The organism is Streptomyces sp. NPDC007917, from assembly GCF_042959105.1.
In the GTDB taxonomy this organism is placed as follows: domain Bacteria; phylum Actinomycetota; class Actinomycetes; order Streptomycetales; family Streptomycetaceae; genus Streptomyces.
The window spans coordinates 31,763-50,252 of sequence record NZ_JBIBKK010000017.1 but is presented as its reverse complement, the minus strand read 5'-3'; the positions used below and the strand labels follow the sequence as shown (position 1 = coordinate 50,252).

The following is an 18,490-nucleotide window of genomic DNA, read 5'->3' as shown; positions in this document are numbered from 1 at the left end:
CAGTGCCGACATGAGCCGTCGCACGCCCTGCCAAGACCGGACCGCCACCGAGGCCCCCGCGAAGGCCCCCGGCGAGGACCGGGCCACGCCCCGCGCCGAGGCCCCCGCCCGCTCCCCGTCGCGGGGCGGGCGGCGCCGGTGGGCCGTGCTGGCGGTGCTGTGCGCGAGCCTGCTGCTGTCCGGGATCGACCTGACCGTCACCCACGCGGCGATCCCCAGCCTGACCCGGGATCTGCACCCCAGTGGGGCACGGCTGCTGTGGATCGTGGACGTCTACTCCCTCACCGTCGCCGCGCTGCTGGTGACCTGCGGGACGCTCGGCGACCGCGTCGGGCGCAAGCGCCTGGTGCTCTCCGGCTTCGTGCTGTTCGGCCTGGCGTCGGCCGGCGCCGCGTTCGCCCAGACGTCCGGGCAGCTGATCCTCGCGCGGGCGCTGCTCGGCGTGGGCGCCGCCATGATCATGGCCTCGACGGTGTCGATCATCCGCGTCGTCTTCCCCGACGGCCGTGAGCGCGCCCTGGCTCTCGGCATCTGGACCGCCGCCCACAGCGTGGGCGCGGCCATCGGCCCTCTGGTGGGCGGGGCGCTCCTCGCGCGGTGGTGGTGGGGCTCGGTCTTCCTCGTCAATGTGCCCGTCATCGCGGTGATCCTGGTGGCCGGGGCCCGGCTGATCCCCGAGTCGCGCAACCCCACGCCCCGCCACTGGGACCTGGCGGGCGTCGTGCTCTCCGCCGCAGGCCTTGCGGGCGTCGTCTACGCCCTCAAGCAGGCCGGAGCGGAGCTGCGCCCCGACGCGGGTTCCGCCGTCGCCGGCGCCGCCGGCCTGGCGCTGCTGCTTGCGTTCGTACGGCGGCAGCGCCGACTGCCGCAGCCGCTGCTGGACTTCTCGCTGTTCGCCGACCGCCGCTTCAGGGCAGCCACCGTGTGCGTGGTCGGCTGTTTCGGCAGCTATACGGCGGTGCTCTTCTTCCTCACCCAGTGGTTCCAGCTGGTGGGCGGCGCATCCCCGCTCCGCGCCGGGTTCGCGCTGCTGCCCCTGGCCGTGGCCAACGCGATCGGCGCGGTCGCCGCTCCCGCGGCGGCCCGCCGCTGGGGCAATCGCCGGGCGCTCACCTGCGCGCTCGCGCTCTTCTCCGGCGCGCTGCTCCTCCTGTACGCGGGCGGCGGCCCCGCGCACCACGGCGTGACCACCCTCGCTCTCCTCGCCTCGGGCCTCGGGGCGGGCGTGGTGATGACCCTGGGCGCGGACTCCATCATGTCCTCAGCCGACCCGGACCGCGCCGGGGAAGCGGCCGCGATCCAGGAGACCTCCTTCGAACTCGGCGCGGGCCTCGGTGTCGCGGCACTCGGCACCGCCCTCGCCGCGACCTACCGCGCGGCCCTGCCCCCCTCCGTCCCCGGCGTCCCGCCCACCGGCCGCGCCGCCGCGCGGGAGTCCATCGGCGCGGCCGACACCGCCGCCGACCACCTCGCCCCGCCCGCCGCCGACCTGCTGCGCGCGGCGGCGCGCGACGCGTACGACCGGGGCTTCGCGGCGGTCACCCTCGTCGCCGCGGCAGCCCTGGCCCTGACGGCCCTGCTGGCGGCCTCGCTCCTGCGGCCCGGCGAGGGCCTGGAACAAGGCGAGAACCAGCCGCCTGGTCAGGACTCCGCGAAGGAGCGCTGAAGGATGTCGGCCAGCAGCGCGGCGCCGGAACCCTCGGGGTCGAGATCGGGGTCGTAGATGGTGAGGTTGAAGCCGACGCAGCGCTCCGAGCGGACCAACGGCCGCAGGACGGAGGCGAGTTCGTCGGGCAGCAGCCCGTCGGGGTCCGGGCTGTCGACCGCGGGCATGACGGAGGGGTCCAGCACATCCGCGTCGAGATGCACCCAGAACCCCTCGGTCGCGGGCGATTCGAGGGACTGCAGCGTCGCTCGCGCCAGATCCTCCGGGCCCCACTCCCTGAGCTCCCCGACCGACGCGTTCGCGATCTTCAACTCGGAGAGCTCGGCGCGGTCCTCGTCGTAGTCCCGGATGCCGAGGATCCGTACGTCCTCGTCCTTGAGGTACGGCCGCAGCCCTTCGAGGTTCGTCAGGTCCTCCTGCCCGCGCCCCGTCCCGAGCGCCAGCTCCTCGCCCCCCGCGGCGCCGATGCGCTCGGAGTTCCCGGGGTGCCGGAAGTCCGCGGAGGCGTCGATGGCGGCGAGCCCGTACCGCCCGATGCGGCGGAGCGCGAGCGAGGCGCCGAGCTGGATGGAACAGTCCCCGCCCAGAACCACCGGGAAGTCCCCGGCCCGGACATGGCGCTCGATGCGGTCGGCGAGCTTGCGGGTGTACGCGGCGATGGCCGCGGCGTTGAACACGCCGTCGCCCTCCTGCCAGCCACCCCGGTCGTAGCGGGGCGGTACGACCACCCCGCCCTCCTGCGCCCCGAGCCGCTGCAGCAGCCGCTGCTCCCGCAGCGCGCCCGCCAGCTTGTAGCACCCGGGCACGGTGCCTTCGGCGGGCGGTCTGAGACCGAGGTTGGACGGGGCATCGATGACGACGAGACGGCGCATCCGGCCAGTTTCGGCGTGCGGACGTCCCGTGCACCAGGACCTTCGCTCCCGGCGGAACCCCAGGGTGACCGGGCACGGCGGCGGAGAACGTCTAGTGTCGCTAGCTGATGAGGCAACGCTAGCGCTACTGTCGATCGTTTGTCTAGCGATGCTAGGATCGAAAGCATGTCGGTACAAGAACGCAAGCAGCGCGAACGGGCGGAGCGCGAACGCCTCATCGTGGTGACGGCCCGCGAGCTCGCCGAGCAGCAGGGCTGGGACGCGGTCACCACCCGCCGCCTCGCCGAGCGCATCGAATACAGCCAGCCCGTCCTCTACAGCCACTTCCGCGGCAAGCGCGAGATCATCGGCGCCGTCGCCCTCGAAGGTGCCACCGAGATGGCCGCGGCGGTACGGGCCGCGGCCTCCGCAGCCGACGGCCCGCGCGCCCGGGTCGCCGCCCTCGCCCGCGCCTACCTCGACTTCGCCGAGCGCAACCCGGCGGTCTACGACGCCCTGTTCCAGCTCGACGGCGGCCTGGCGTACGCGCAGGAGGACACCCCGGAGCCTTTGAAGGACGCCTTCGCCGCCCTGCTGGAGAGCCTGGGCGAGGTCGCCGGGGACGGTGTCCATCCGGGGCTGTTCACCGAGACGTTCTGGGCGGCCCTGCACGGGCTGGCGACCCTCACCCGGGCGGGACGGCTGCCGCCCAAGGACGCCGAGCGGAGGGTCGAGCTGCTGGTCGACCGGCTCGCCAAGCTCTGACACCCCGGCCGGGCGGACCGGAAGCCCGGGCTCTAGGCCAGCGCGCCGCCGTCGACCGGCAGGACCACGCCGGTCACATAGGAGGCGCGGTCGCTGAGCAGCCAGGCGGCGGCCTCGGCGACTTCGGCCGGTTCGGCGGCGCGGCGCAGCGGCGTCCGGGAGTTGAGCTGCGCGATGACGCCGGGGGACGCCGCCTCCCAGTCGTGCAGCATCTCGGTGAGCGTGGTGCCCGGGGCGATGGCGTTGACGCGGATGCCTTCCGGGCCGTACGTGACGGCGGCCGACTCGGTGAGGCTGTTGACCGCCCGCTTCATCGCGCCGTACGCGGGCAGCTGGGGGTTGCCCCTCAGGCCGCCGATGCTGGAGGTGTTGACGATGGCGCCCGTCCCGGCGGTGGCCCGGATGGCCGCGACCTCCGCCGCCATGGCCAGCCAGGCACCCTTGAGGTTGACGGCGTAGACGTGGTCGAAGTCGGCCTCGCCGACCTGGTCGAGCGGGCCCGGCGGCACGCCCGTCGCGCCGTTGTTGAAGGCGGCGTCGAGGCGGCCGTACAGTTCCACGGCCCGCTCGACGGCGGCCCGGACACTGGTCGCGTCGGCCAGGTCGCACACCACGTGGTCCGCGGTGCCGCCCGCCGCCCGTATCTCCTCGGTCACTGCCTTGAGCTCGGCCTCCGTACGGGCCGCGAGCAGCACCCGGGCGCCCTCGCGGGCGAACAGCCGCGCCGCGGCGGCGCCGATGCCGCGCCCGGCGCCGGTGACGAGGACGGCCTTGCCGGACAGCAGGCCCAGGGGCGTGGCGGGGGCGGGGACGTGGGTGTTCGGTGTGTTGTCCATGGCTTCGAGCCTGTGCCCGGGGCCGACGCCCATCCAGGCACCGGCGGTACCTGGATGCGGCCGTGGCGCCCCCGCACACTGGGGGACGTGGACAGACGGGAACTGGCGGACTTCCTGCGCAGCAGGCGCGAGCGGATCACCCCGGCCGACGTGGGGCTGCCCGCCGGGCCGCGGCGCCGCACCCCGGGGCTGCGCCGCGAGGAGGTGGCGCAGCTGGCGTTCATCTCGACCGAGTACTACACCCGGCTGGAGCAGGCGCGTGCCCCGCGCCCGTCCCGCGAGGTGCTGGCCGGGTTGTCGCGCGCCCTGCGCCTCACGGACGCCGAGCGCGACCACCTCCACTACCTCGCCGGCGCTCCCCCGGGCCCGCGGCCCGGGCCCTCGCGCGAGGTGCGGCAGTCCATCGTCGACCTGCTGGACCGGCTGCCGCAGGCCGCTGCGATCGTGATGTCCGCGACGTACGAGGTCATCGCCTGGAACGCGCTGGCCGCCGCCCTCATGGAGGACTTCTCCGCCCTGCCGCGGCGCGACCGCAACCTCGTGCGCCGCGTCTTCCTCGGGCCGCACCGGGAGGGGCGGCGGCTGTACGGGGTGTCCGACGCGGACGCGTTCGCCCGCAACTCCGCCCAGCGGCTGCGCGCCACCGCCGCCCGCTACCCGGACGACCCCGAGGTGACCGAGCTGGTGGACGAACTCCTCGCTGGAAGTGAGGAGTTCGCCCGGCTGTGGGCCTCTCATGACGTCTGCGCCGAGCCCACGCTGTGCAAGACCTTCCAGCACCCGCTGGTCGGCCCCGTCAGCGTCAACTGCGACGTCCTCGACATCACCGACCGGGACCAGCAGGTCGTCATCTACACCGCCGCCCCCGGCTCGCCCTCCGAGGAGGCGCTGCGGCTGCTGTCCGTCATCGGCACCCAGCGCATGGACGTGACCGGCTGAGCGAGCAGTACTCCACCAGGACTCCGGCAAAGCACCTGGGCCACGCGAGCACACTGCGGTGAGTGTCATCTGCTCCGCGCCGGGTGCTCGGTGTGCCCGGCCGCGGCACCCGCGTATGGAAGGAGCCCTTGTCATGCTTCGTGCTCGCTCATTCGCCCTCGCCTCGGCCGCCCTGCTCGCGGCCCTCGGCGCCGCGCCCTCCGCGATCGCGGCCCCCACGGCGCCCGCCCGCCCGGCGGCCTACAACTGCTCCGCCGGGTACTTCTGCATCTACAGCGGCTGGGACGGCGGCGGCACCCGATGTCAGTGGTCGCAGCCCAGCAAGGCGAACACCGCCGACGACTGTTCCTTCATCCGGAACGGCCAGAACGTCCGCTCCGTGTGGAACGGAACGGGACAGCGGAAGCAGTACTACACGCAGACCAACTACCACTCCCGCGTAGGCTCCACGTCCGCCGGAGCGGGCGGCAACCTCCAGGGCAGCTACCAGATCCGGTCCTTCAAGCCGCAGTAGCGGCCACAGACGCGCGAGGCGGGGCGAGCCCGGCAGGGGAAGCGGGCGCGCGCTCCGCCTCGCGCCCCGGTCAACCGGCGGTCCGCCCGACCTCGAACGTCGCCCCGGGCGCGGCGTACTCGACGGGCCCGTCAAAGCGCGCCGCCGCCCGCGCCACGGCCTCCTCCGGCGTGAGGAACCGGCCCACATGCGTGACGATCAACCGGCCTGCCCGCGCCGCACTGGCGGTCTCACCGGTGTCCTCGGGCGTGTGATGCACCTGCGCCTCGCCCTCTGCGGGGGCGTGTGCGCTCTCGGCCTCGCACAGCAGCATGTCGCATCCCTCGGCCAGGCCTGTGAGGGCTTCGCACGGTGCCGTGTCCCCGGAGTACACCAGCGTTTGGTTTGCCGCCTCCACGCGCAGAGCGAAGGCCGGGATTCCGTGCGCCACGGCCCGGCTGGTGAGCTTGAGCCCCCCGACGGTCACCTCGTGCCCGTCGTGCAGCTCGGTCACCGCGAAGGCGGATTCGACCGGGCTACGGGTCGCGGTGTTCGTGAGGAAGCTCGCCAGCCGGTCGGCGATGCCGGGCGGGCCGTAGAGGGGGATCGGCGCGGTGAGGTTGATGTCCGCGAACAGAAGCCCGTAGTACGCGGTCAGCAGATCCGCGCTGTGATCGGCGTGCAGATGCGAGATCCAGATCCCGTCCAGCTCGTCCAGCCGGGTGTGACGCTGCAACGGGCCCAGCGTTCCGCTGCCCGCGTCCACCCACAGGCGGGTGCTGCCGCTGGTCACGAGGTAGCCGGAGCACGGGTTGTCCACGCTGGGGTATGGCGTCGCGCACCCCAGGACCGTGAGACGAAGACGTTCGTCAGCCATGGTGGTCCAGTCGGCCGGCCTTTACGGCCCGTATGAAGGATCGGAGGGTGGCGGGGGTGGTGTGGATCACGGCGTCGGGCTCGTCGCTCTCCCGCAGGTGTATGCCGTTGGGGACGGCGGCGAGCTCCACGCAGTTGGCCCCGGAGGTGCTGAAGGAAGACTTACGCCAGTTGAGTATGGGCATGATCGCGATTCCTAATAGTGGCTGTAGAGGACGTATTGGATCAGCCCCAGTGAATCCCGCCCCTCATGACTGAGGGACGTGACCTTGGCGTTCACCGGAGGAAGAGCGATCGAGCTTAGCTGGTCGAACTGTTTCTCGTACTGGGCGATTGACTCTGGGGTGTGCAGAAACATGGACTGGTCTGCATGATCCATCTGCACGGTCTGAAGCGCTCCCCCGTGTGAGGTGAGGAGACAGAACGGGGTGTTCACGGCGGACACCCCCTCTGCTGTGAAGGGTAGGACCTGGATCCTCACATGCGGTAGTTCAGCCAGCTCTACGAGGCGCAGGAGCTGCTTGCGAGCTACTGCCGCACCGCCGAATCGCATGTGCAGCGCAGCCTCGTGAATCACGGCGTGGACCTCCGGCGGATCATCGCTGGTGAGGATCTTCTGGCGCCTCAGCCTGAAGTTGACCGCTGCGTCGATGCCTTCCGGCGTCGTGACGGTGTCGTTGGCACGGAAGATGGCGTGTGTGTAGTCCTCGAGTTGGAGGATGCCCGGGATGAACAGTGACTCGTAGGAACGGATGCCGTCGGCCCGGGATTCGAGTTCGGCCAAGTCCAAGGCGGCTGACGACAGGGCGCCCTTGTAGTCGCTCCACCAGCCCTTCCCCTTGTCCTCCGAGAGACTGACAAGGGCGTCGACGTAGGGCTCATCTCTGACCTCGTAGACCTGCATCAAGGCGCGCAGCCGATCGAGGGCGATCGCGGTACGGGCCGCCTCTGCGTGGCTCAGATGTGTGGCGCCGATCCCGACTCGCGAACTTGCCTCGTTGATAGACAAGCCAGCCTGCTCGCGCAGCCTTCGGAGTTCTGAACCGAGTCGGCGTTGCCGCTCAGAGATGACGGTTCGCAGTGCCAAGACCAGGCCTCCTGGATGATCCGCCCACGGTCTGCCCGTGGGCGGGAGCTCGGTCCACTCGATAAGGGGAGTGGGTTGCAGATCTGATGAGTCTATCCCTACAGTTTGTGTTGGATGGATCACGTAGAGGATCCGCCAACCCCTCACCTACGGAACGCCATGGAGGCGTCTCATGGGAGTACGTACCGAACCGGGCGCGGCTGAGCCCGGGAATTCCATCGGCGGAACCGAGCAACTTCCGCACCACTACACGTTGTCCGCCCCCGGCATCCCCCTCGCGCCCAGACTGTGCCGAGACTTCGTACGCAACCTGCTTGTTGCCTCCGGGCTGGGCCAACTCGCCGACGCGGCAGCGTTGTGCACATCGGAGCTGGTGACCAATGTGCATCAGCACGGCAAGGGAGACGTGCGGCTCGCCGCCACCGTCGAGTGCACCCGCGTGCGGGTCGCCGTCCACGATGACGGCCCCGCGTTGCCGTCGCCCCGTCGCGCGGCGAGCGACGACACGCACGGGCGCGGTCTGTTCCTGGTCACCGCGCTCTCGGACGTATGCGGCCTGACGGTCGACGAACAACTCGACGGCACGGGCAAGGCCGTGTGGTTCGAGCTCAGCGTCCCGCCTGGGGACAAGGCGTGAACGCTCAGGCCCCCGGCGTGCGGGTCGCCGACATTGTCCGGGACGAGTTCGCCGCGCTGGGTGTGCGGCTTCCCGATATACGGGCGGACCTTCGGGACCCGCAGCGGCCGCTGTTGGTCATCGGGACGGTTCCCCTGGGGACCGGCTTCGCGATGCTGCGCGTGCTCGCGGACTACCAGCGGCTGCTGAAGGCTGAGCAGGCCCGGGTGGGGCGGAGCAGATAGCCTCAATTCGCGCCCGAAGCCTGAGTTGTGGTGAGTATCGGACAGCGACACGCCGTGGTGTTGGCGTGTCGCTGTCCGATACTCACCGTAAAGGCGTCCGGGCTGGCTAGAGCACGCTCAAGCCTCCAGAATGCGGCGGGCGCGAAGTGTCTCAGGGTGGTCGGAGCCGAGAATGCGCTCGCATTGCGGCAGGACCGAGTGTGCCAGGGTCTGTGCCTCCTCGGTTCGTCCCGCCCGGGCAAGCAAGGCGGCCACCTCGATGTGGCCTCTTGGGACGAATGGGTGCTCAGGCCCGAACAATCGCTCACGGGCCGCAACGGCGTGACGCATCAGCTCAATGGCCTCTGTCCAGTGCTCCAGTTCTGCGACCACCATGCTGAGCAACGAGACTGCGGAGAGTGTCAGGGGGTGCTCAGGGCCATGAAGGCGCTCGCGGTCTGCCAGGTTCCGCCGTGCCACGGGCTCGGCTCGTCGCGCATCACCGAACCTGAGGAGGCCGTAGGCATAGTTGAGGCGGGCATCCAGCGTCGTGGGGTGATCGCAACCCAGGGCTTCCTCGCAGTCAGCGACAGTGTCCGGTGCCGTGCGATCGAATTCCTGGTCTGCTCCGACTTCCGCCAGCAACACCATGAGCATGGACCGGCTCTTGAGCGTCTTGGGGTGAACGGTGCCGAGGACTCTTCGCTGTCCCCCCGCTGCTCTCCTCAGTAGGACGAGATCTTCTTCGTAGCGTTGCATGAGGTGCAGCGGCTGCCGGAGGGCGAAGCAGCTGTCCAGGGTATCCGGATGCTCAGCGCCCAGGACACGTTCGCGGACCTGGAGAACGTGACGATGCAGCTCCTCGGACTCCTCATAGCGACCGAGCCGGAACAGCGAGCGCCCGACCCGCTGCTCGGCGCTCAACGTCAGCGGGTGCTCAGGACCGAGCACCCGTTCCGCCGTGCCGGCGGCCTCCTGGGCCAGGGCCAGGGCGGCGGCGTAGTCGCCGGTCTCATGAACGCGTTCAGCGAGGCGTACGGACAGGTCCACCACCCGTTCCGTGGTCCTAACGTCCCCCTCGCGGAGCAACCGCACCGCATGCGGCACGAGCAGCGCAACGAACCCGCCCTCAGCCCCGCCCTCGGCCGGAAGCGCGGACTCCAACAGCGTGGCCGCCGCCTCAATGAGGTCCGGGCGCTGTTCGGCGGGGGTGCCCGAGGCGACGCTGTCCAGGAGTACGCCGTGCACCTGGACGCAGCGCACCGGCCGCTCCCCATCCGTACCCGTACCCGTACCGCCCGGCGCGGAGACGATCGCGGCGAGGGAGTGGTCGAGCAGCCCCCGCAACGCCGGTTCGACGCGGGCGGCGTCCAGCAGGCCCGTCGCGCCCAGCGACGCCGGGCTCAGCACCGCGAGCGGTAGCGGGTCCGGGCTCCAGCAGGACAGCAGCCGCAGCAGCGTCGTCGCTTCGGGGAGGCCCTGGTCGGCGAGGGCGTCCAGGGACAGGTGCCAGGTGCGGCTGACCAGGTGGCGGGATTCGGCGCGGCCGGGATCGAGGGCCGCTCCCTGGTCGATGAGGCCGGTCGGGTCGGCTTCGAGGCGGTTTCGGTACTCGTCCATGGACCAGGACTCCAGTAGCTGGTGGTGCAGGTAGGACCCCGCGAGGGTCAGGGCGAGCGGGAGGCAGCCGAGGCGGAGGGCGACCTGTTGGGCCGCCGCCGGGGTGCCCGCGTGCGGAGCGAGGTCGCACAGGACCTGGGCCGCGTCCTCAGGGGGCAGCACCCCGACGGGGTGCAGGATCGCGCCCCGCCAGGCGCGCGAGGTGGCGTAGCGGGTGGTGACCAGGACCGTGCCGCGCGGGCTGGGGCGCAGCCAGGCGCCTTCCTCCAGGATCGCCGGGTCGTCGGCGTTGTCGATCACCAGGAGCCAGGGGTCGGGGGAGTGGTCCAGGTGGTGCCAGACGAGGTCCGCCGCCGCGCGCTGCCCGCTGTGCGCTGCGGCCAGTTCGCCGGGGCCCGCGCCCCGGTCGGCGGCGACGGCCAGCATGCCCGCGCGCAGGGACAGCCGCTCGGAGGCGTTGACCCAGAGGCCGATTCTGGCCCGGTCGCGTACGGCCTCGGTGAACAGGGCTTGGGCCACTGCCGTCTTGCCGCAGCCGCCCATGCCGTGCAGGACGTGGATCTGGCCGCCGCCGCGATCGTCGTCCACTGCCGTCCGTAATCGCCGCATCAGGTCCGACCGGTCCCGCAGGACGGCCGGGGCCCGGCCGACCAGGGGGACCCGTACGGTGTCGGGGCCGCCGAGCCCCGGGCCGCCGGGTCCCGCGCCGGGTCCCGGGGCGGGCCCCGGGGCGGTCGCCCCGGTGAACAGGGAGGCGCCGGGCGCGTAGTGGTGATGGTGCTCGGCGATGTGCTGGTCGCCGGCCGACTGGAAGACCCGTCCGTGCCCGGAGGCCTGGCCGTCCGCGTACGGGGGAGGCGGGCCGCTCACCGCTCGGTGATGTGCTGGTCGCGGCCCGCCTGGTAGACCCGGCCGCTGCCGGAGGCCTCGGCTCGCATATGGACGGTGGTGTTCATCGCCTGATCGTTGCCCGGCAGGGCGGGGCTCAACTCGTCCAAGGCGCGGCGCAACTCCTCAATGACCTCCGGATGCGCCGCGAGGAAGCGCCGCATGCGGCCCGCCCACTCCTCGCTCAGCTCGCGCTGCGTCTGCTCGCCCTCCGAGCCGTCCGCCGCGTCACGCGCGGCCAGAAGGTCGTCGTGCGTGGTCTCGAGCTCGCCGTCGATGCCGTCGGCGCGGTCCGGCTGGGCCCGGCGCCATAACGCGACGATCCGCTCCCTCGTGCGCTGCCATGCGTCGGTGGCCATCAGGGCCACCACGGTGGACCCGGCCGTCCGTGCGAGATCTGCGATCTGCGGCTCCATGGCGTCCCCTCGCCCCCCTCATCCCTGCGGACGTCGGCTTTTCACGATACGTCGGCCGGTCCGCGCGTCAGGCGGTTTCGTCGAGGAGGCGGCGGAGTCCGGCGGGCAGTCCCAGGCGGGCTGCGGCGAGTGTTCCGGGGGTGACGCCGACGATGGGGGTGATGGCCGGTTCGCCGCCGGTCAGGCGCAGACTGCGGACATGTCCACCGACATGAGCGGAATGATCGAGTGCAGACCCTTGGCCCGGATCTGGGGAGAGGACGACGAGGACGCGGAATGGCACGCCGCCATTGACCTCCACCTCCTCAACACCGGCAACGCCTATGACGCCCTCGCCTGCCTGTTCGGCGTCCGTAACTCCTTCGGGTTCCGGCCGCTGGCCGAGGGGCGCGGTCTGCCGGAGGACGCCTCGGACGGACTGCGGAACGCGTTCCACGCAGGGGGCGGACCACAGGACGCGCACGGAACGACGTGGATCGACTGGGCTGAGGTGCAGGCTGCCAACTGGGACGAAACCGATCGATCAGGCACGCTCAGCCGACGCGCGGTTGCCGGGGCGGGGACCCATTGGGCGCCGGTATGGGACGTGATGAGGACGCTTGCCGAGCTGCACGGCCCGGAGCACGTGCGACTCGTGGTCTGGTTCGACTGAGGGTCGACGGTCTCGGGCGGGTGGCCTCCTGGGCCTGGGCCAGGGCGGCGTAGTCGGCCCCAGGCCCAGGGCGGCGGCGTAGTCGGCCGTCAGGCGGTCTCGTCGAGGAGGCGGCGGTGTTCGGCGGGCAGTCGCAGGCGGGACGCGGCGAGTGCTTCGTCGAGCTGCTGCCGGGTGCTGACGCCGACGATGGGGGTGATGGCCGGTTCGCCGCCGGTCAGCCACGACAGGACGACCTGGTTGCGGCTGACCCCGAGCTCCCCGGCCACCTTGTCCAGGGCCGTCAGTCGCCGGGAGGTGCCGGGGTGGTCGTAGGCGTCGGGGAGGGGGCGGTCCGGGCGGCTGTAGGAGCCGTTCAGCAGGGCGGTGTACACCCACAAGGACAGGTCCGGTTCGCTGTCGACGTAGTCGATGACCTCGTCGGTGACCCAGCCGAACCGGTGGGACTGGTCGGGGACCGGCGCGCCGGGGCGGGGCTGGAGGTAGGAGTGGCGCAGCTGGAGCGCGGTGTATCCGGCCCAGCCGTTGGCCGCGGCGATCTGCCGGGCCCGCTCCACCCGCCACATCGGGTGGTTGGAGCACCCCAGCCGCCCCACGACGCCCTCGGCCACCAGCGCGCCGAATGCCTCCGCTGACTCCGCCAGGGGGACCGTACGGTCCTCCATGTGGGCCCAGTACAGGTCGATCCGGTCGGTGCCCAGCCGGCGCAGGCTGCCCTCGACAGCGGTTCTGAGCGCTGACGCCGACAGGCCCTCGCGGTTGGCCGGCCAGTCGCCGGGGCCGACGGGCTGGGCGCCGGCCTTGGTGCTGAGGTACGTCCGGTCGCGGAGGGAGGGGCGGCGGGCCAGCCAGCGCCCGATGACCTCCTCGCTGTGGCCGCCGCGGCCGCTCGGGGCGGACCAGAAGGCGTAGCAGTTGGCCGTGTCGACGAGGGTCCCGCCGGCGTCCGCGAACCGGTCGAGCAGGTCCAGAGACGTAGCGGTGTCGACCTTGGTGCCGAATCCCATGGTTCCCAGTGCGAAGTTGACTTCGGGCACAGCGCGGTCCTTCCGGGCGAGTGGCAGGGACATGCTTGGCGTGCCGGGCAGCTTGGCAATTGAAGTGGGCTCGAACGCAAGGGCGTTGCCGGGGGTTGCTGGGGGTTGCTGGGGGTTGCCGGGGGGCTCGGTCTTCGGCGGTCAGCCCTTGGTGATGCGCTTCTCGAACCAGTGGTGGGCGTACGGCTCGTCGTTGAAGGCCGGCACCTCCTGGAAGCCGAAGGAGTGGTACAGCCCGATCGCCGCATCGAGCGCCTTGTTGGTGTCCAGGCGCAGCACGTCGCGGCCGTGTTCGGCGGCCCGTGTCTCCAGTTCGGCGAGGAACCGGCGGGCGAGGCCGAGGCCGCGCGTGTGGGGGGCGACCCACATGCGTTTGATTTCGGCCGGGGCGGTGGGCGGCAGCTTCAGGCCGGCGCAGCCGACGGGTTCGCCGTGCAGCCGGGCGACGAGGAACAGGCCGCGCGGGGGGCGGAGCTCGCCCGCGTCGGGCAGCAGGCTGCGCGCGGGGTCGAAGCCGGTGTCGAAGCGCTCCTGCAGTTCGGTGAAGTAGGACCGCAGGCAGTGCTGGGCGTCGGGGTGGTCCGGGTCGACCACCTCCACGGTGACCGTGGCGGCGGTGAGCAGCCGGTCGACCTCGGCCATGGCCGTCACCAGCCGGGCCCGCTGGGTGGCGTTGAGGGGTTCCAGCAGGGAGCCGGCGAGTTCGTCGCTGCGGCGGTCGAGCGTGGCGCGCTCCGCGCGGCCCGCCTCGGTGAGCCGGACGGTGCGCACCCTTCTGTCCTCCGGGAGGGGTTCCAGCGTCACCAGGCCGTCGGCCTCCAGGGCGCGCAGCAGCCGGCTGGCGTATCCCGAGTCGAGCCCGAGGCGCTCGCGCAGCCGCCGTACGTCCTGGCCCTGCTCGCCGATCTCCCACAGGAGCCGGGCTTCGCCGATGGGCCGGTCGCGGCCCAGGTAGTGGTCGTGGAGGACGCCCACGCGCTCGGTGACGGTGCGGTTGAACCGGCGCACCTGGGAGATCTGTGCCTCATGCATTCTCTGACTCTAGTCAGAGAATGCATGAGGCTGCCAGTCGTTACGTGACGTCGGCCGCGGGGCCGACGGGGCCGACGGGGCCGACGGGGTCGGCCGGGAGGCCCGTGCTCAACGGCACGGCGTCGAGCGCCGTGACCGTGACATCGGTGAGCGACTCGGCGCCGGTGATCTCCGCGCGGGCGACGATGACCGCCTCGAGGGCGGGAAGAGCGGCCAGGGGGGTCAGGTCCAGCCGGGCCCTGTCCGAGCCGCCGTTCCGGAAGGTGATGCCCAGCTGGCGGAGTTCGGGGAACGCCTCGGCGATCCAGGTGGTGTCCAGGAACGATGCGAAGACGTGCAGGTCGAGCCAGGTGATCTGGTGGGGGAAGAGGGACGGCGGGATCTCGCTGGCGGTGATGTCGATCTTCAGATGCTTCAGCGTCGCCAGCGTGTCCAGACCGCTGAGGAGCGGCCCTCCCTTCGCCGGCGACCTGGCGACGTCGAGGCTCCGGAGCGACAGCGCGGACAGCGGCGTCAGGTCGTGGACCCCGACACACCTGGTCAGGACGAGGGTGCGCAGGCTCGACAGATGGCTCAGGGCGCTCAGGTCGGTGAGAGCACGATTCCGGTCCAGCCTCAGATGGGTGACCTGGGCGAGCGAGTGGTTGGCACGCAGCTCCTCCTCGCTGAAGTCGCCGCGCAGCTGGAGCTTGGACACGCCGCCCATGCTGTCGAGGAGGCGCAGATGCTCCCACGTCTCCGCCGTGAAGTACAGGTCGTCCGGGGCGAGGCGGGCGATCACCTCGGTGAAGTAGCGCTCGGTGTCGAACCTCCCCCAGCTCGCCGTGAGTTGTGAGCGGACGAGCAGCGAGGGGTGGTCGGTGAACCGGGAGAGGTAGGGGATGGCCGCGTCGGTGCCGATGTGGGAGGCGGTGACCACGCAGGAGTAGGCCTGGTCGTCGGTGAGCTCGCCCGGCGGCGGCAGGAGCTCCAGGACGAGGGGGCCCACCTGCGCCATTTCGCGGGCGCGCGCCGCGTCCAGGGGCGGGATGAACCCTTTGGCGTGCCAGGTGACCTCGTCGCGCACCCCGGGGTCCAGGTCGGGCGCGTGCTCCAGGCACGCGAAAGCCAGCAGGAAGACGCGGAGCCCCGAGTCGGGGTTGTTCCTGGCCCGGATCAGCAGCTTGTTGAGGAGCTTGGCCCGTTCGCGCGGGCGGGCGTGGGCGACCGCCATGCGGATGACGTCCTCCCACTGGGCGTCGGCGGCGTGCTCGACGAGCAGCCCGAAGTCCTCCTCCTCCACGGCCGCCTTCGCGCCGAGGAAGTCCTGGAACGTGCGGTGGACGAAGTCGATCGTGCCGACGGACGGTTCGCGGAGCAGACCGCTGCGCAGCAGCAGATGGCTCAGGATGCGCGGGGGGCCGCCGAGCGCGGCGGCTGCGGGGACGGAGGACAGGGCGTCGGCGATGATGCGCTCCGCCCGGTCGCGGTCGAGCTCCGCCTCGCCGTTGCGGATGAGGTAGTACGCGAGCCGCTGGAGGAGCTGGATCTGCGGCTCCTCGTCGAGCTGGACGTCGCCGGGGGCGTAGATGTGGCGTTCGGTGTCGCGCCGGGTGAGGAGCATGGACAGCGCCGCGTCGTACAGCGCCTTGCGGCCGGGCGGCAGATAGCCGCGGCGCGCCCGGTGCAGGGCGCAGATCAGGCCGCACATCAGGGGGTTGGTGGCGAGGAGCCCGAGGTCCTGCTTGGTGCGTACGGCGGTGTGCAGGGCCGCCTGGTAGCCGTCGAGGGCGGTGCGCTCCTCGTCCGTACGGCAGGTCGCGCGGGCGGCGTCGTGCCAGCGGTCGATGAAGGCGCCGAGGTCGTCGTGGCTCATGGGGGCCAGGGCGAACTCGGCGAAGCCCTCGGCCTCCAGCCAGTCGTCGGCGACGGCGGAGGGGCGGGAGGTGACCAGCCAGAGGTTGTTCGGATAGGCGAGGAGGAGATCGCTCAGCCAGGCGCGGGTGCGCTCCCGGTCGCGCTCGGGGATCTCGTCGATCCCGTCGATGAGCAGCAGCCCGCGCCCGGCGCTCAGCACGCGGTCGGCCCAGCGGGCGGGCTGGGCACCGTGCCGGGGGTTGTGGACGGCGGCGAGGAAGCGGTCGGGGGTGGGAAGGGTCTCCTGGCGGGCGATGGTGCGCAGCGGCAGGACGAAGGGGACGCGGCCGATCAGCTGCTCCATGCCGCGCGGCGGCTCCTGGCGCGCGGCGCAGACGGCGAGCCACTGGACGAGGGTGGTCTTGCCGGAGCCCGCGACGCCGCGGAGCAGGACCCGGCTGTGGCCGGACAGGGCCTGGTCGGCGGGGACGGGGGCCTCGGGGGCGGCCGTGATCTCCCCGTCGAGCGCGGTGACCTCCCCGTCGAGCGCGGTGATCTCCCCGTCGAGCACCGTCGCGGACCGGCCGCGCGCCGGGACGATCGCCTCCAGGCTGAGATACGCGGCGTCCAGGGGCCAGCTGGCCTCCGCGTGGCTGAGGTCGATGCCGACGATGGTCAGCGTCCCGTACTTCTTCTGTACGAAGTCGGCGTAGTCCTTTTCGAAGCCCGCGTCCTCGGCGGACTGGGAGGGGATGCGCTCGATCAGGATGTCGATTTTGGTGATGAGGTCGGTCAGCTGGCCGCTCTGTTCGACCAGGGTGCGGGCGACGAAGGTCGAGCGCTGGGTGAAGAAGTGCAGGATGTGCAGGCAGGCGGTGTCCAGCAGGCCCCTGTAGAGCGCTGTTCCGGCCTGGCTGAGAAAGAGCTTGCTGCCCTTGGCCAGGGTGGCGTCGATGAGCGTGCGGGCGAGGGCGCGGTGGCCGAGCCGTACGGCCTGCACGTCGTCCATGTCCAGTTCGCCCAGCGCCCGCAGGGTCGTGGCCAGGTGCATGGCGACGATCTCGTCCTCGTCGGCGGGGCACGGCCGTTCCCCCGGTCCGGCGTGCTGGACGGCCTGGGCGACCAGCTGGGCGGCGATCTTCTGGAGGTTCTTCTCCGTCAGCGTGCGCTTCTCGCCCTTGAACGAGACGAGCCCCGAGACCCGGACCGGTTTGTCGACGAGCCCGGCGCCCGGCGCCTCCTGTACGAAGAGTTTCTTGATCAGCGGCGTGACAGCGGCCGAGGTGAGGCGAGCGCCGATGGCTGCGGGATCCACGTTCCCATCCCCCCGATGGTTTGGTGCGGACAGCGTACAGGACCGTATGGCCTTTGGTCCCGAAACGGACATCGAATGCCCGGGGCCGATGATCGGCGATCTTATGGCGCGGTGATATCGCACACAGGCCGCCGAGGATCTACTACGGGAAATAGTGAATACCTTCGACTATGGGGCGCGCGTGCGGTCACAAGCGGGGGCGGGGTTTGTGTCTGCGATCGGAGAATCTCTCATTGTGCCAGGTCAAACCGGTCACCGGAGGTTGATGATCCGGATTCTCGGTTGCGTGATCGCGAATATCGGGCCGGGATCGGAGCCGGGGGCGAATTGCGGCTGCGACCGCTTTTCGTACGGCGCAGATTAGTAGTGACGGGGCTTGGCCTCATGGCTCGGCCGGGTTACGAAAGAACGTCCGTTCCGGTCCCCGGCCGGGACTCACTCATGTTTCCGGAGGTAGTCCCCCTATGTCCCCGCGCGCCAAATCCCGGCACCTTGAATCCCGTAAAACGAGCAAGACCGCCCTGCGTACCCGCGCCGCTGTGCTGGCCGCGGGCATGGGGGCGTCGCTGGCGCTGGGGGCGGGCGTCTCGTTCGCCGCGGACTCGACGCAGGGCGGCGGCGTGCTGTCGGTGGCCCCGGCCGCCGACCTGGGCAATTCGGTGCAGGCGCAGGCGGACGCCCTGCAGAAGGCGATCGACGCCGAGAAGGCGGCCGCGAAGAAGGCGGCGGCCGAGAAGGCCGCCAAGGAGGCCGCGGCGAAGAAGAAGGCCGAGGAGCTGGCCGCCGCGAAGAAGGCCGCGGAGAAGAAGGCGGCGGCCGAGGCCGCGGCGAAGGCGCGGCAGGCCGCCCTGGCGCGCCAGAAGGCCGCCGAGGCCGCCAAGAAGGCCGCCGAGGCCAAGGCCGCCTCCTGGGTGACGCCGGTCGCCTCGTACCAGATCGGCGCCGCTTTCGGGCTCGCGGGCAACCTGTGGGCTCACAACCACAGCGGGCAGGACTTCGTCGTGCCGAGCGGCACCCAGGTGCGCGCCGTCCACGGGGGCGTCGTGGTCAAGGCCGGCGGCAACGGCGCCGGTGACGGCCCGGCGTACGGCAACGCCATCGTCATCAAGCACGACGACAACACGTACTCGCAGTACGCGCACCTGTCGCTGGTGAAGGTGTCGGTGGGCCAGACCGTGACGACCGGTCAGGAGATAGGCCTCTCCGGGAACACCGGCAACACGACCGGGCCGCACCTGCACTTCGAGATCCGTACGACGCCGAACTACGGCTCGGCCGTCGAGCCGCTGGCCTTCCTGCGCTCGCACGGCGTCAAGGTCTGATCCATCCCGGGCCGATGTG

At 71.5% G+C, this 18,490-nt stretch carries 18 protein-coding genes; 8 read left to right on the top strand and 10 right to left on the bottom strand.

The genetic code is table 11. The features are described from left to right. Window positions 1-10 precede the first annotated feature (10 nt). Window positions 11-1,666 carry an MFS transporter gene (locus tag ACFZDL_RS29955; protein ID WP_353597174.1) on the top strand — a complete coding sequence of 552 codons (1,656 nt, stop codon included), beginning with the start codon at window positions 11-13 and terminating at the stop codon, window positions 1,664-1,666. Here ACFZDL_RS29955 and ACFZDL_RS29950 read toward each other — a convergent pair. Continuing rightward, entirely contained in the window at window positions 1,642-2,538 is an 897-nt protein-coding gene (locus ACFZDL_RS29950; protein WP_353597173.1) for an arginase family protein, read from the bottom strand. The genes ACFZDL_RS29955 and ACFZDL_RS29950 overlap by 25 nt on opposite strands. 165 nt (window positions 2,539-2,703) lie before the next feature. Between ACFZDL_RS29950 and ACFZDL_RS29945 the strand changes: the two genes are divergently transcribed. Next, window positions 2,704-3,282 (top strand): WHG domain-containing protein, encoded by a 579-nt coding sequence (locus ACFZDL_RS29945; protein WP_391192925.1) that lies wholly within the window; start codon window positions 2,704-2,706, stop codon window positions 3,280-3,282. Between the two features lie 32 nt (window positions 3,283-3,314). Here the strand turns inward: ACFZDL_RS29945 and ACFZDL_RS29940 are convergent, their stop codons facing one another. Further along, entirely contained in the window at window positions 3,315-4,118 is an 804-nt protein-coding gene (locus tag ACFZDL_RS29940) for a glucose 1-dehydrogenase (RefSeq protein ID WP_353596655.1), read from the bottom strand. A gap of 87 nt (window positions 4,119-4,205) precedes the next feature. Here ACFZDL_RS29940 and ACFZDL_RS29935 point away from each other — a divergent pair, with 87 nt between their 5' ends. Together ACFZDL_RS29935 and ACFZDL_RS29930 are read left to right on the top strand one after the other, a co-directional pair. Next, on the top strand, window positions 4,206-5,057 hold the full coding sequence (locus ACFZDL_RS29935; RefSeq protein ID WP_353596656.1) for a helix-turn-helix transcriptional regulator: 852 nt from the start codon (window positions 4,206-4,208) through the stop codon (window positions 5,055-5,057). Between the two features lie 133 nt (window positions 5,058-5,190). After that, a complete protein-coding gene (locus ACFZDL_RS29930; protein ID WP_353596657.1) occupies window positions 5,191-5,571 on the top strand; it encodes a peptidase inhibitor family I36 protein in 381 nt (126 codons plus the stop codon). A 70-nt stretch (window positions 5,572-5,641) separates the two neighbouring features. On the opposite strand, the gene ACFZDL_RS29925 is transcribed toward ACFZDL_RS29930, so the two are convergent. The 3 genes from ACFZDL_RS29925 to ACFZDL_RS29915 are packed head-to-tail and all read right to left on the bottom strand — an operon-like array spanning window position 5,642 to window position 7,513. Then, entirely contained in the window at window positions 5,642-6,427 is a 786-nt protein-coding gene (locus ACFZDL_RS29925) for an MBL fold metallo-hydrolase (protein ID WP_353596658.1), read from the bottom strand. Then, a complete protein-coding gene (locus ACFZDL_RS29920) occupies window positions 6,420-6,611 on the bottom strand; it encodes a DUF397 domain-containing protein (protein ID WP_353596659.1) in 192 nt (63 codons plus the stop codon). Before ACFZDL_RS29920 ends, ACFZDL_RS29925 begins: the two co-directional genes overlap by 8 nt. Window positions 6,612-6,622: 11 nt before the next feature. Next, window positions 6,623-7,513, bottom strand: a complete 891-nt coding sequence (locus ACFZDL_RS29915; protein WP_353596660.1) for a helix-turn-helix transcriptional regulator — start codon at window positions 7,511-7,513, stop codon at window positions 6,623-6,625. Window positions 7,514-7,685: 172 nt separating this feature from the next. Between ACFZDL_RS29915 and ACFZDL_RS29910 the strand changes: the two genes are divergently transcribed. Together ACFZDL_RS29910 and ACFZDL_RS29905 are read left to right on the top strand one after the other, a co-directional pair. Beyond that, complete coding sequence (locus tag ACFZDL_RS29910) at window positions 7,686-8,150, top strand: ATP-binding protein (protein WP_353596661.1); 465 nt, start codon at window positions 7,686-7,688, stop codon at window positions 8,148-8,150. Then, complete coding sequence (locus ACFZDL_RS29905) at window positions 8,147-8,374, top strand: hypothetical protein (RefSeq protein ID WP_353596662.1); 228 nt, start codon at window positions 8,147-8,149, stop codon at window positions 8,372-8,374. Before ACFZDL_RS29910 ends, ACFZDL_RS29905 begins: the two co-directional genes overlap by 4 nt. Window positions 8,375-8,491: 117 nt before the next feature. On the opposite strand, the gene ACFZDL_RS29900 is transcribed toward ACFZDL_RS29905, so the two are convergent. Next, window positions 8,492-10,843, bottom strand: coding sequence for a tetratricopeptide repeat protein (locus tag ACFZDL_RS29900; RefSeq protein ID WP_353596663.1), 2,352 nt, complete (start codon window positions 10,841-10,843; stop codon window positions 8,492-8,494). Next, window positions 10,840-11,277, bottom strand: a complete 438-nt coding sequence (locus tag ACFZDL_RS29895) for a hypothetical protein (RefSeq protein WP_353596664.1) — start codon at window positions 11,275-11,277, stop codon at window positions 10,840-10,842. Before ACFZDL_RS29895 ends, ACFZDL_RS29900 begins: the two co-directional genes overlap by 4 nt. A gap of 199 nt (window positions 11,278-11,476) precedes the next feature. On the opposite strand from ACFZDL_RS29895, the gene ACFZDL_RS29890 reads away from it, so the two are divergent. Next, the gene (locus tag ACFZDL_RS29890; protein ID WP_353596665.1) at window positions 11,477-11,929 is read left to right on the top strand and encodes a hypothetical protein; all 453 of its coding nucleotides are present in this window, start codon (window positions 11,477-11,479) and stop codon (window positions 11,927-11,929) included. 89 nt (window positions 11,930-12,018) lie between these two features. Here the strand turns inward: ACFZDL_RS29890 and ACFZDL_RS29885 are convergent, their stop codons facing one another. The 3 genes from ACFZDL_RS29885 to ACFZDL_RS29875 all read right to left on the bottom strand — a co-directional run bounded on the left by ACFZDL_RS29885 (window position 12,019) and on the right by ACFZDL_RS29875 (window position 17,149). Next, window positions 12,019-12,966 (bottom strand): aldo/keto reductase, encoded by a 948-nt coding sequence (locus ACFZDL_RS29885; RefSeq protein ID WP_353596666.1) that lies wholly within the window; start codon window positions 12,964-12,966, stop codon window positions 12,019-12,021. A gap of 141 nt (window positions 12,967-13,107) precedes the next feature. Then, window positions 13,108-13,998 (bottom strand): helix-turn-helix domain-containing GNAT family N-acetyltransferase, encoded by an 891-nt coding sequence (locus ACFZDL_RS29880; protein WP_353596667.1) that lies wholly within the window; start codon window positions 13,996-13,998, stop codon window positions 13,108-13,110. Window positions 13,999-14,038: 40 nt separating this feature from the next. Further along, entirely contained in the window at window positions 14,039-17,149 is a 3,111-nt protein-coding gene (locus tag ACFZDL_RS29875) for an NACHT domain-containing protein (RefSeq protein WP_353596668.1), read from the bottom strand. A 464-nt stretch (window positions 17,150-17,613) separates the two neighbouring features. Here ACFZDL_RS29875 and ACFZDL_RS29870 point away from each other — a divergent pair, with 464 nt between their 5' ends. Next, window positions 17,614-18,471 carry a M23 family metallopeptidase gene (locus ACFZDL_RS29870; RefSeq protein WP_353596669.1) on the top strand — a complete coding sequence of 286 codons (858 nt, stop codon included), beginning with the start codon at window positions 17,614-17,616 and terminating at the stop codon, window positions 18,469-18,471. Window positions 18,472-18,490: the final 19 nt, after the last annotated feature.

What these genes read in the sequence shown, in the direction of transcription:
- ACFZDL_RS29955 (WP_353597174.1), top strand. Translation starts at nt 11, where the DNA reads ATGAGCCGTCGCACGCCCTGCCAAGACCGGACCGCCACCGAGGCCCCC.
- ACFZDL_RS29945 (WP_391192925.1), top strand. Translation starts at nt 2,704, where the DNA reads ATGTCGGTACAAGAACGCAAGCAGCGCGAACGGGCGGAGCGCGAACGC.
- ACFZDL_RS29925 (WP_353596658.1), bottom strand. Translation starts at nt 6,427, where the DNA reads ATGGCTGACGAACGTCTTCGTCTCACGGTCCTGGGGTGCGCGACGCCA.
- ACFZDL_RS29870 (WP_353596669.1), top strand. Translation starts at nt 17,614, where the DNA reads ATGTCCCCGCGCGCCAAATCCCGGCACCTTGAATCCCGTAAAACGAGC.
- ACFZDL_RS29895 (WP_353596664.1), bottom strand. Translation starts at nt 11,277, where the DNA reads ATGGAGCCGCAGATCGCAGATCTCGCACGGACGGCCGGGTCCACCGTG.
- ACFZDL_RS29920 (WP_353596659.1), bottom strand. Translation starts at nt 6,611, where the DNA reads ATGCCCATACTCAACTGGCGTAAGTCTTCCTTCAGCACCTCCGGGGCC.
- ACFZDL_RS29880 (WP_353596667.1), bottom strand. Translation starts at nt 13,998, where the DNA reads ATGCATGAGGCACAGATCTCCCAGGTGCGCCGGTTCAACCGCACCGTC.
- ACFZDL_RS29890 (WP_353596665.1), top strand. Translation starts at nt 11,477, where the DNA reads ATGTCCACCGACATGAGCGGAATGATCGAGTGCAGACCCTTGGCCCGG.
- ACFZDL_RS29930 (WP_353596657.1), top strand. Translation starts at nt 5,191, where the DNA reads ATGCTTCGTGCTCGCTCATTCGCCCTCGCCTCGGCCGCCCTGCTCGCG.
- ACFZDL_RS29910 (WP_353596661.1), top strand. Translation starts at nt 7,686, where the DNA reads ATGGGAGTACGTACCGAACCGGGCGCGGCTGAGCCCGGGAATTCCATC.
- ACFZDL_RS29950 (WP_353597173.1), bottom strand. Translation starts at nt 2,538, where the DNA reads ATGCGCCGTCTCGTCGTCATCGATGCCCCGTCCAACCTCGGTCTCAGA.
- ACFZDL_RS29940 (WP_353596655.1), bottom strand. Translation starts at nt 4,118, where the DNA reads ATGGACAACACACCGAACACCCACGTCCCCGCCCCCGCCACGCCCCTG.